11 protein-coding genes are annotated in these 9,909 nt (G+C 73.2%); 9 read left to right on the forward strand and 2 right to left on the reverse strand.

Annotated features, from left to right (window positions below):
* The first annotated feature begins 61 nt into the window (after window positions 1-61).
* Complete coding sequence (locus AE652_RS25785) at window positions 62-823, forward strand: SDR family NAD(P)-dependent oxidoreductase (RefSeq protein ID WP_049655613.1); 762 nt, start codon at window positions 62-64, stop codon at window positions 821-823.
* Between the two features lie 58 nt (window positions 824-881).
* Here the strand turns inward: AE652_RS25785 and AE652_RS25790 are convergent, their stop codons facing one another.
* Complete coding sequence (locus AE652_RS25790) at window positions 882-1,568, reverse strand: SMI1/KNR4 family protein (protein WP_159028562.1); 687 nt, start codon at window positions 1,566-1,568, stop codon at window positions 882-884.
* Window positions 1,569-1,783: 215 nt separating this feature from the next.
* On the opposite strand from AE652_RS25790, the gene AE652_RS25795 reads away from it, so the two are divergent.
* The 3 genes from AE652_RS25795 (at window position 1,784) to AE652_RS25805 (ending at window position 5,059) form a co-directional block, all read left to right on the forward strand.
* Window positions 1,784-2,704 carry a carbohydrate ABC transporter permease gene (locus AE652_RS25795; protein ID WP_049655615.1) on the forward strand — a complete coding sequence of 307 codons (921 nt, stop codon included), beginning with the start codon at window positions 1,784-1,786 and terminating at the stop codon, window positions 2,702-2,704.
* A complete protein-coding gene (locus tag AE652_RS25800) occupies window positions 2,701-3,603 on the forward strand; it encodes a carbohydrate ABC transporter permease (RefSeq protein WP_082345967.1) in 903 nt (300 codons plus the stop codon). Before AE652_RS25795 ends, AE652_RS25800 begins: the two co-directional genes overlap by 4 nt.
* 61 nt (window positions 3,604-3,664) lie before the next feature.
* The gene (locus tag AE652_RS25805; protein ID WP_053112245.1) at window positions 3,665-5,059 is read left to right on the forward strand and encodes an ABC transporter substrate-binding protein; all 1,395 of its coding nucleotides are present in this window, start codon (window positions 3,665-3,667) and stop codon (window positions 5,057-5,059) included.
* A gap of 92 nt (window positions 5,060-5,151) precedes the next feature.
* On the opposite strand, the gene AE652_RS25810 is transcribed toward AE652_RS25805, so the two are convergent.
* Window positions 5,152-5,421: a helix-turn-helix domain-containing protein gene (locus AE652_RS25810; RefSeq protein ID WP_049655616.1), complete on the reverse strand. Its 270-nt coding sequence runs from the start codon at window positions 5,419-5,421 to the stop codon at window positions 5,152-5,154.
* Window positions 5,422-5,519: 98 nt separating this feature from the next.
* Here AE652_RS25810 and map point away from each other — a divergent pair, with 98 nt between their 5' ends.
* From map to AE652_RS25835, 5 genes are all read left to right on the forward strand, one after another.
* Window positions 5,520-6,287 carry a type I methionyl aminopeptidase gene (gene map / locus AE652_RS25815; RefSeq protein ID WP_049655618.1) on the forward strand — a complete coding sequence of 256 codons (768 nt, stop codon included), beginning with the start codon at window positions 5,520-5,522 and terminating at the stop codon, window positions 6,285-6,287.
* 24 nt (window positions 6,288-6,311) lie between these two features.
* Entirely contained in the window at window positions 6,312-7,007 is a 696-nt protein-coding gene (locus AE652_RS25820) for an HAD-IA family hydrolase (protein ID WP_049655620.1), read from the forward strand.
* A 66-nt stretch (window positions 7,008-7,073) separates the two neighbouring features.
* Window positions 7,074-7,499: a thioesterase family protein gene (locus AE652_RS25825; RefSeq protein WP_049655622.1), complete on the forward strand. Its 426-nt coding sequence runs from the start codon at window positions 7,074-7,076 to the stop codon at window positions 7,497-7,499.
* Window positions 7,500-7,668: 169 nt separating this feature from the next.
* Complete coding sequence (locus AE652_RS25830; RefSeq protein ID WP_049655623.1) at window positions 7,669-9,201, forward strand: alpha/beta hydrolase; 1,533 nt, start codon at window positions 7,669-7,671, stop codon at window positions 9,199-9,201.
* 199 nt (window positions 9,202-9,400) lie between these two features.
* On the forward strand, window positions 9,401-9,909 hold a 509-nt coding region (locus AE652_RS25835; protein WP_049655625.1), incomplete at its 3' end, for a transglycosylase domain-containing protein.

Consider the following 9,909-nt stretch of genomic DNA (forward strand, 5'->3'; position numbering starts at 1 on the left):
CCACCCGCACCACCAGCACCACTGCACCCGAACACACCACCCGGATCAAGGAGTTCACCTCATGAGCACGCGTTTCGCCGACAAGTCCGTCCTGGTCACCGGCGCGGGCAGCGGCATCGGCCGGGCCATCGCGCTCGCCTTCGCCCGCGAGGGCGCCCGGGTCGCGGTCGCCGGCCGCACCGCCGGACCGCTCGCCGAGACCGTCGAGCTGATCGAGCGGGCCGGCGGCAAGGCCGCGGCGCTCACCGGCGACGTGACGAACGCCCAGGACGCCGCCCGGCTGGTCGGTGAGACCGTCGAGCTGTTCGGCGGCCTGGACGTCGCCGTCAACAACGCCGGGGTGTTCGGCGCCGCCGGCCCGGTCGCCGACATCGACGAGGCCGAGTGGCAGCGGGTGTTCGGCATCAACGTCACCGGCACCCTGCTCGCCATGCAGCCGCAGATCGCCCACATGCGGGCCCACGGCGGTGGCGCGATCGTCAACGTCTCGTCCAACCTGGGCGCCCACAAGCGGCTCGCGGGCGTCGGGGCCTACGCCGCCAGCAAGGCCGCGGTCACCGTGCTGACCAGGGCCGCCGCCCTCGACCACATCGCCGAGGGCGTGCGGATCAACACCGTCAGCCCCGGCGCGGTGGACACCCCGATGTCCTCCCGGCCGGGCGAGGACGCCGCGACCAAGGCCGGGCGGATGAAGGCCGAGGTCCCGGTCGGCCGGGCCGGGGCGACGGAGGAGGTGGCCGCCGCGGTGCTGTACCTGGCCTCGGACGAGGCGGGCTACACCGTCGGCAGCGACCTCGTCCTGGACGGCGGCTCCTCGGCCTGACCGCCTGACCGCCCGATCGCCTGACGGCCTGACCGCCCGATCGCGTCATCCCGCCGGGCTACTCGTCCGGCGACTCCCCGGGCACCACCCCGTAGAACGCGTCCAGCGCCTGCGGGGTGCGTGCCCGGACCACCACCCAGGCCTCCTCGGCCACCCCGACCAGCACCTCCGGGCCCTGGTACCAGCGGAAGTGGCGGCCGAGCGCCGGCAACTCGCCCAGACCGTCCGGCAGTTCCTCGTCCCAGTCGAGGAAGTCGGTCAGCTCGTGGTCCTCCAGCAGCTTCTCCATCAGCGCCATCGCCGCGGCCGACGCCGAGAAGCGCTCGTCCCAGGGCTCCCACCGCTCCTGCGCCTTGTCCGCCAGGTCGAGCCGGAACACCGTCGGCGGATCCTCCCGGTCGAGGCCGTCCAGCGGCAGGCCCCAGTGCGCGCAGCCCTGGTTCTCCGCCCGGTACACCAGCGCACCGTCCTCCACGTGCAGCTCGTCCGGCGTCAGCAACACGTCATGGCTGCTGGTCAGGTCCGCCCGGCGGCCGAACAGCCGGTACGCCTCGCGCAGCGCCACCGGCAACCGCAGGCCCAGCCGCCGCTCGGCCGCGTCCAGCTCGGAGTCCGTGAAGCCGTCGTCGGGCCCCAGCGGCTCGCCCCAGTACGCGGCGAAGCCCCTGACGAGTGCCCAGGCGCCCGCGCGGGAGCGCACACTTTCGGCCATTGCGGCCGGGATGTCGAATTCCGTTTCGTCCACCCGCGCACCGTACGCCACCCCTCCGACAGCGCGGTGGCCCGCCCAACTGGCCCTCTGCCGCCGGTCCGCCGCCCGTCCGGGCACGACCGGCCGGATCTGACGCGAACGCGTAATCCCCGCGACACCCGTTGATCACCGCGGGGTTTCCGCGCCGTCGTTCGGGCAAGACACGGTTTCGGCCGGAACCGACATCACGAAAGGCGGACGCGCGACACATGCCGACCGCACCGCACACCGGGCCCCTCCCGGCCCGTCGAAGCCGCTGGGGAGAACACGGGCTGGCCTGGGCCTTCCTGCTGCCCTCCCTGGTGGTCTTCGTCCTCTTCATCGGCTACCCGCTGGGACGGACCCTCTACCTCAGCGGGCACGCCAACGACCTCTTCGGCGCGCCCTCCCGCTACGTCGGGTTCAAGCACTACACCGACCTCTTCGCCTCGGCCGACTTCGTCCGCACCCTCACGACCACGGCACTGTTCACCCTGCTCACCGTGGTGCCCGGGGTGCTCGGCGCGCTGGTGCTGGTGCTGCTCCTGGAGAACCGGATCCGGGGCGTGCGACTGCTGCGCTCGGCCTTCGCGCTGCCCTTCGCGTTCTCGGTGGCCAGCGCCTCGGTGGTGTTCGCGGTGTTCTTCAACCCCGCCAGCGGGGTGCTCAACGGGCTGCTCTCGCACGTGGGCCTCGGCCCGATCGGCTGGCTGACCGACTCCCGGTACGCCCTGCTCTCGGTGGCCGTCACCACGGTCTGGATGAACCTCGGCTACAACGTGCTGGTGCTCTCCGCGGGCATCGGCTCGATCCCGGGGGAGATCCTGGAGGCGGCCCGCATCGACGGCGCCTCCGGCCTGCGGCTGGCCCGTTCGATCACCGTCCCGATGCTCGGTCCGAACCTGTTCTTCCTGACCGTGGTCTCCACCGTCCACGCGCTCCAGAGCTTCGGCCAGATCCACATCCTCACCAAGGGCGGGCCGGACGGCTCCACCCGGACCCTCGTCTACTCCGTCTACGAGAAGGCCTTCGCCTACGGCTCCAGCGACTTCGGCACCGCGAGCGCCCAGGCCGTGGTGCTGCTCGTGGTCGTCCTCGCCTGCACGGCCGTCCAGTTCGGCGTCCTGGAGCGGAAGGTGCACTACGCATGACCACCCTCACCACCGAGGCCGAGCCGAAGGCCGGGGCGCCCCGTCCGCCCGCCCGCGCCCGCGTCCTCGCCGGGCGCTCCGCGCGCGACCTGCTCGGCCGCGCCGCCGTCTACCTGCTGCTCGCCGTCGCCGTCGTCACCGTGGCCTTCCCGGTCTACTACGCCGTCGCGGGCGCCTTCATGGGCCCGTCCGAGCTCTCCTCCTACCCGCCGGCCCTGGTGCCGCACTCGGTCACCGGACGGAACTTCTCCGGCGCCGTGGACGCCATCCCGCTGGCCCGCCAGTACGCCAACTCGGCGATCGTGGCGACCGTCATCACCCTCGCCCAGCTGTTCACCTCGGTCCTCGCCGCGTACGCCTTCGTCTTCCTGCCGATGAAGGCCCGCGCCGTGGTGTTCGGGGTGTTCCTGGCCACGCTGATGGTCCCGTGGGAGGCCATCATCATCCCCAACTACCTGACGCTGTCCGGCTGGGGGCTCGGCAACACCTACTTCGGCCTGGTGCTGCCCTTCCTGGCCTCCGGCTTCGGTACCTTCATGCTGCGCCAGGCCTTCCGCCAGCTGCCCGGCGAACTGCGCGACGCCGCCCGGATCGACGGGGCCGGCCACTGGCGCTTCCTGTGGCGGATCGTCGTCCCGCTCAACAAGCCGGCCCTCGCGGCGCTGTCGATCTACGTCTTCCTGTCGGCGTGGAACCAGTACTTCTGGCCGCTGATCATCACCCGCACGGCGAACATGCAGACCCTCCAGATCGGCCTCACCTCGCTGCGCGACGCCGAGATGGCCGACCCCGGGCTGATCCTGGCCGGCGTCGTGCTCTCCCTGCTGCCCACCCTCGCCCTGGTGGTCTTCGGCCAGCGCTTCATCGTCCGCGGCCTCACCGCGGGCGCGGTCCGCTGACCGCGCCCCTCCTGCCTCTCCTGTGTCCCCCCTCCTCGAACGCTCGAAAGAGAGAACCCTCGTGAAGAAGAGTGCGCGCGCGCTCGCTGCCCTGCTGGTGGCCGGCCTGTCCCTGACCGCCTGCAGCTCCAGCGGCTCCGGTTCCGGCTCCGGCGGCTCCGCCGACGCCGGCGCGCCCGGCGCCCAGGCGCTCGACCAGGCCTCCGGTGTCACCAGCGTCGAGTTCTGGCACTCGATGACCGGCAAGAACGCCGAGGTGCTGAACGGGCTGGTCGGCCAGTTCAACGCCGCCCACCAGGGCAAGATCGAGGTCAAGGCGCAGTTCCAGGGCAAGTACGACGAGCTGGTCACCAAGTACAAGGCCGCGGTGCAGCAGAAGGGCACCCCCGCCCTGGCGCAGGTCTACGACATCGGCACCCGGTTCATGATCGACTCCAAGCAGACCGTCCCGGCCCAGGCCTTCGCCGACAAGGACGGCTACTCGCTGGACGACCTGGACGCCAACATCCGCAACTACTACTCGGTCGGCGGCAAGCTCCAGGCGATGCCGTTCAACTCCTCGATGCCGCTGCTCTACCTGAACACCGACGCCTTCAAGGAGGCCGGCCTCGACCCGGCCCAGGCCCCCAAGGACCTGGCCGAGCTGGGCGAGCTGGCCAAGAAGCTGACCAAGAAGGACGGCGACGGCAAGACCGTCCGGTACGGCTTCGGCGCCGCCATCTACGGCTGGTTCGTCGAGCAGCTGCTCGCCGAGTCCGGCACCATGTACTGCGACAACGACAACGGCCGCGGCAACAAGGCGGGCAAGGTCGTCTTCGACTCCGCCCAGGGCGCCCAGATCGTCCAGTGGTGGGCCGACCTGGTCAAGGGCGGCTACGCGGCCAACACCGGCCGCACCACCGACGACGCCCAGGCCGCGTTCAAGGCCGGTACGGTCGCGATGCACCTGGAGTCCACCGGCGTGCTGCGCGGCTACACCGAGGCCGCGAAGTTCGGCGTCGGCACCGCGGCCTTCCCGAAGGTCACCGCCGCCGACCAGGGCGGCCCGGTGATCGGCGGCGCCTCGCTGTGGATCAGCGGCCCCGGCCACTCCGACGCCGAGAAGCGCGCCGCCTGGGAGTTCGAGAAGTTCGTCTCCGCCCCCGAGCAGCAGGCCGTCTGGCACACCGGCACCGGCTACTTCCCGGTCAACACCAAGGCCCTGGACGACCCCAAGGACAAGGAGTGGGTGGCCAAGTACCCGCAGTTCCAGACCGCGATCGACCAGCTGAAGGCCACCAAGCCGACCCCGGCCACGGCCGGCTGCCTGCTCGGCGTGATGCCGCAGGCACGCAAGGGCGTGGAGACCGCGATCGAGCAGACCATCGCCGGCACCAAGCCCGCCCAGCAGGCCCTGGCCGACGCGGCCAAGGAGCTCCAGCCGGCGATCGAGAGCTACAACAGCTCGGTCGGCTGACCGCCGAGCCCATGACGACGGCCCGCCCCGCGCACCACGCGCGGGGCGGGCCGCCGCCGTTCGTCGGTCCGCCGCGGGCGGGCATGCGCGGGCTAGGCGGAGAGCGCCTCGCCGTCCTCCGAGGGGGCGCACGCGGCCGCCAGTTCGTCCAGGGACAGGTCGAGCGCGAAGGCCAGCGCCGCGATGGTGAAGAAGGACGGCGTCGGCGCGCGGCCGGTCTCGATCTTCCGCAGCGTCTCCGCCGAGACGCCGGCCACCGCCGCCACCTCGACCATGCTGCGCTCGCCGCGCGCCTCGCGCAGCAGCGCCCCGAAGTGCTCGCCGCGCTCGCGCTCCCACGGGGTCAGCGGAGTCCTCACCATGCCGACGAGTCTAGGGCCTCCCGTCCGGCGACGTCCCCACCCCCACGACCGTGATACAAATACCGGTATAAGAATTGGATCCAGGGGAGAGAAGCACCATGGTCGAACTCAAGTCGGACGCCGGGCTGGCCGCGATGCGCGAGGCCGGGCGGGTGGTGGCGGACGCGCTGGCGGCCGTCCGGGAGCAGGCGGCGGTCGGGTTGAGCCTGCTGGAGCTGGACGAGGTGGCGCGGGGCGTGCTCAAGGCGGCCGGGGCCACCTCGCCGTTCCTCGGCTACCGTCCGGCCTTCGCACCCGTCCCGTTCCCGGCCGTCATCTGCGCCTCGGTGAACGACGCCGTGGTGCACGGCATCCCGGACGGCTACCGGCTGCGCGACGGCGACCTGGTGAGCATCGACTGCGGCGCCCTCCTGGACGGCTGGGCCGGGGACGCGGCGGTCAGCTTCACCGTCGGCACCGCCCGGCCCGAGGACACCGCCCTGATCGAGACCACCCGGCGCGCCCTGGAGGCCGGCATCGCCGCCGCCGTGGTCGGCAACCGCACCGGCGACATCGCCCACGCCATCGGCGCCGTCGCCCGCTCCGGCCGGTACGGCCTGCTGGACGGCTACGGCGGCCACGGCATCGGCCGCCGGATGCACGAGGACCCGCACGTGCCCAACGAGGGCCGCCCGGGGCGGGGTTACCCGCTGCGCCCCGGTCTGGTGCTGGCGATCGAGCCGATGCTGCTGGCCGGCGGCCGCGACGACCACCGCACCGACCCGGACGGCTGGACCCTGCGCACCGTCGACGGCGCCCGGGCCGCCCACATCGAGCACACCGTCGCCATCACCGAGGACGGCCCGCGGATCCTCACCCTGCCCTGATCCGGAAGGACTTAGGCTCGGGCCATGACCAAAGCTGTGATGTTCGACTTCTCCGGCACCCTCTTCAGGGTCGTCTCCACCGCCGAGTGGCTGGCGGCCCACCTCGCCGCCACCGGCCTCGCCCTGCCCGCCGGGGAGGAGGCCGAACTGATAGCCCGGCTGGAGGAGTTCGGCGCCCTGCCCGGCGGTGTGCCGCCGCGCCGCATCCCGCCGGAGGTCCAGCAGGCCTGGGACACCCGCGACTTGACCCCCGAGCTGCACCGTGCCGCGTACACCGCGCTGACCCGCGCCGCCGAGCCGCCCGCGGCCATCGACGTGGACGCCCTCTACGAGTCCCACCTGGCGCCCGCGAGCTGGCGCCCGTACCCGGACGCCGCCCCCGTGCTGCGCGAGCTGCGCCGCCGGGGCGTGCCGGTCGCCGTGGTGAGCAACATCGCCTGGGACCTGCGGCCGGTCTTCCGCGCGTACGGCCTGGAGGAGCTGGTCGACGTCTACGTGCTGTCGTACGAGGTCGGTGCCCAGAAGCCCGACCCGGTGATCTTCGAGACCGCCTGCGAGCGGCTCGGCCTCGCCCCGGCGGACGTCCTGATGGTCGGCGACGACCGGACCTGCGACGGCGGCGCGACCGCGCTCGGCTGCGGCTTCCACCCGGTCGAGCACCTGCCGGTCGACCGGCGGCCGGACGCCCTCACGCCGCTGCTGGCCGTCCTGTCCGGGTGATCCGGGTGGGACGGGTGACGGAGGACACGAGGTGGTGCCCCGGGGGCCCGGAGTACCGTGCGGGGCATGAGTGATCAGGACTTCACCACGCACATCACCGTCCGCGGGTACGAGACGGACTCCCAGGGGCACCTGAACCAGGCGGTCTACCTCCAGTACGCCGAGCACGCCCGCTGGGAGTACCTCCGGGCGGCCGGGATCCGCCAGGCGGACCTGGTCGCCAAGGGGGTCGGCCCGGTGGTCCTGGAGACCACGGTCAAGTACCTGCGGGAGCTGCGCGCGGGCGACTCGGTGGCGGTCAGCTGCTCGTTCACCTGGCGGGACGGCAAGACCTTCCAGGTGGTGCAGCGGCTGGTCCGCGAGGACGGCGTGCTGGCCGCCGAGATCACCGGCGTCGGCGGCATCCTCGACCTGGCGGAGCGCAGGCTGGTCGCCGACCCGCGCGAGCCGCTGCGCGCCCTGGCAGCCGACCCGGGCCGGCTCGGCCTCTGAGCCGGACCGGACCCCGCCGTACCGCTCCCACCACCCCCACCCCGCGCGGCCGGAGACCGCGGCCGGAAGCGGTCTCCGCCCCCTCCCCGGCGCCCGGGGGATTTCCCCACCCCCGACCGGCCCGCTGCCCGCATGGTTCCAAGTCCCGTGCCCCAGCAGACTCTTGGGCATGACGAAGCCCACCCGAACCACAGTCACCCGCACCGCCCCCACCCGCACCGTCACCGCCGCGGTCACCGCGGCCGCCGCCCTGGCCGTGACCGCGCTGAGCGCCCTGCCCGCCGGTGCGGCCGAGAGCGCGAAGCCCGGGAGGGACGGCCTCGCCTGGGCCGCGTGTCCGGGCGCCCCGGCCGACAGCCCCCAACGGTGCGCCGAGGTCACCGTCCCGCTGGACTACGCCGATCCGGACGGCGCCCGCGTCACCCTCGCCGTCTCCCGGATCAGCGCCGCCGACCCCGGCCGGCGCCGAGGCGTCCTGCTGGCCGTCCCCGGCGGACCGGGAGGTTCCAGCCTCGACCTCGTCCACGGCATGGCCGGGCGCCTGCCCCAGTCCGTCCGGGACCGCTACGACGTGGTCGGCTTCGACCCGCGGGGCGTCGGCCGCTCCACCCCGGTCAGCTGCGGCCTCGACCCCGCCGACCTGTCGATGGTCAAACTGCGTCCCTGGCCGGCCGCCGACGGCTCGATCGACGGGAACCTGGCCACCGCCCGCCGCATCGCCGACACCTGCGCGCGCAACGGCGGCCCGGTGCTGCGCAGCATCTCCACCGCCAACGAGGCCCGCGACCTCGACGGCATCCGCCGCGCCCTCGGCGAGCGCCGCCTCTCCCTCTGGGGCGTCTCGTACGGCACCTACGCGGGCGCCGTCTACACCACCATGTTCCCGGAGCGGACCGACCGGGTCGTACTGGACAGCAACGACGACCCGGACCCGTCGCGGGTCGGGCGCGGCTGGCTGGACGCCTACGGCCGGGGCGTCGAGGACCGCTTCCCGGACTTCGCGAGGTGGGCGTCCGCGCCGGACAACCCGGACCGGGTCGCGGACACCCCCGAGGAGGTCCGCGCGCTCTTCCTCGACCTCGCCGCCCGCCTCGACCGGGCCCCGCTGCCCTGGCCGGGCGCCAACCCGGCGGAGCTGAACGGCAACGTGCTGCGCCAGACCCTGCTGGACGGCATGAACGCGGACGCCCGCTTCCCGGACGTCGCGGGGCTGATGCTGGCCGGTCTCGGCCGCCGTCCGCTGCCCGCCCCGGTGGTGCCGCCGGAGGCGGCGGTGCAGAACACCATCGCCGTCTCGGTCGGGACCCTCTGCAACGACGTCTGGTGGCCCGCCGACCCGGCCGGCTACGCCAAGGCCGTGACCGCCGACCGCGCCGCCCGCCCGCTCACCGCCGGCCTGCCGGTGAACGTGATGCCCTGCGCCTTCTGGCCGTTCGCGCCCGCCGAGCCGCCGGTGCGGGTCACCGACCGGGGCCCGTCCAACGTGCTGCTCACGCAGAACCTGCGCGACCCCGCGACGCCGTACACCGGCGCGCTCAAGCTGCGTGCGGCGTTCGGGGACCGGGCGCGGATGGTGACGGTGGACTCGGGCGGCCACGACGTGTACCGGGCCAACGGGAACGCCTGCGGCGACGAGGTGGTGACGGACTACCTGGTCACCGGCCACCGCCCGGCCCGGGACGTCTTCTGCCCGGCCGGCTGAGCGGGTTCGGCTGAGCGGAACCGGCCGAGCGAGGTCGGCCGGGCGGCACGCGGGGCAACGGACCGTGGACGAACGGTCCTTGCCCCGTCGTGCACGCCCGTTCGACCCTCGGGAATGAGTCGAATCCGTCGCGATTTTGTGACAATCCTTCGCCAACACCCGCTCCCCACGGCCTGTTCACGGCCGTAATGTTCGATCTATGTCACCGAAGAGCCGCATACCCGCCGCTTCGGACCCGGGCGACACCTGGGTGCCGCGACCGAGGCGCCGCGAGACCCCGATCGGCTTCCTGGGCCACGCGGCCACCTTCCTCGGCTCCAGCGTGCTGGGCGGGGTGCTGCTGGCGGGCCTGATCCTCCCGGCGGCCGGGGCGGTCGGGCTCGGCGCGAAGAACGGCGCCGAGGGCTTCGAGAGCATCCCCGACGACTTCAGGACCCCGCCGCTGAGCCAGGCGACGCAGATCTTCGACGCCAACGGCGGCCTGATCGCCAAGGTCTACGAGCGCGACCGCACCGTCATACCCGCCGACCAGATGTCCCCGCTGATCCGCACGGCGCAGGTGGACATCGAGGACGCCCGGTTCTACGAGCACGGCGCCGTCGACCTCAAGGGCATCCTGCGCGCGATCACCAAGAACGCGGAGAGCGGCGCCGCCGTCCAGGGCGCCTCCACGCTGACCCAGCAGTACGTGAAGAACGTCAACGTGGA

The sequence above is a fragment of the Kitasatospora sp. MY 5-36 genome, from assembly GCF_001182915.1.
Taxonomy (GTDB): Bacteria; Actinomycetota; Actinomycetes; order Streptomycetales; family Streptomycetaceae; genus Kitasatospora.

Excerpts from the sequence above, each read along its gene's own strand:
- AE652_RS25800 (WP_082345967.1), top strand. The coding sequence starts at position 2,701 with ATGACCACCCTCACCACCGAGGCCGAGCCGAAGGCCGGGGCGCCCCGT.
- AE652_RS25830 (WP_049655623.1), top strand. The coding sequence starts at position 7,669 with ATGACGAAGCCCACCCGAACCACAGTCACCCGCACCGCCCCCACCCGC.
- AE652_RS25795 (WP_049655615.1), top strand. The coding sequence starts at position 1,784 with ATGCCGACCGCACCGCACACCGGGCCCCTCCCGGCCCGTCGAAGCCGC.
- map (WP_049655618.1), top strand. The coding sequence starts at position 5,520 with ATGGTCGAACTCAAGTCGGACGCCGGGCTGGCCGCGATGCGCGAGGCC.
- AE652_RS25810 (WP_049655616.1), bottom strand. The coding sequence starts at position 5,421 with ATGGTGAGGACTCCGCTGACCCCGTGGGAGCGCGAGCGCGGCGAGCAC.
- AE652_RS25820 (WP_049655620.1), top strand. The coding sequence starts at position 6,312 with ATGACCAAAGCTGTGATGTTCGACTTCTCCGGCACCCTCTTCAGGGTC.
- AE652_RS25825 (WP_049655622.1), top strand. The coding sequence starts at position 7,074 with ATGAGTGATCAGGACTTCACCACGCACATCACCGTCCGCGGGTACGAG.
- AE652_RS25785 (WP_049655613.1), top strand. The coding sequence starts at position 62 with ATGAGCACGCGTTTCGCCGACAAGTCCGTCCTGGTCACCGGCGCGGGC.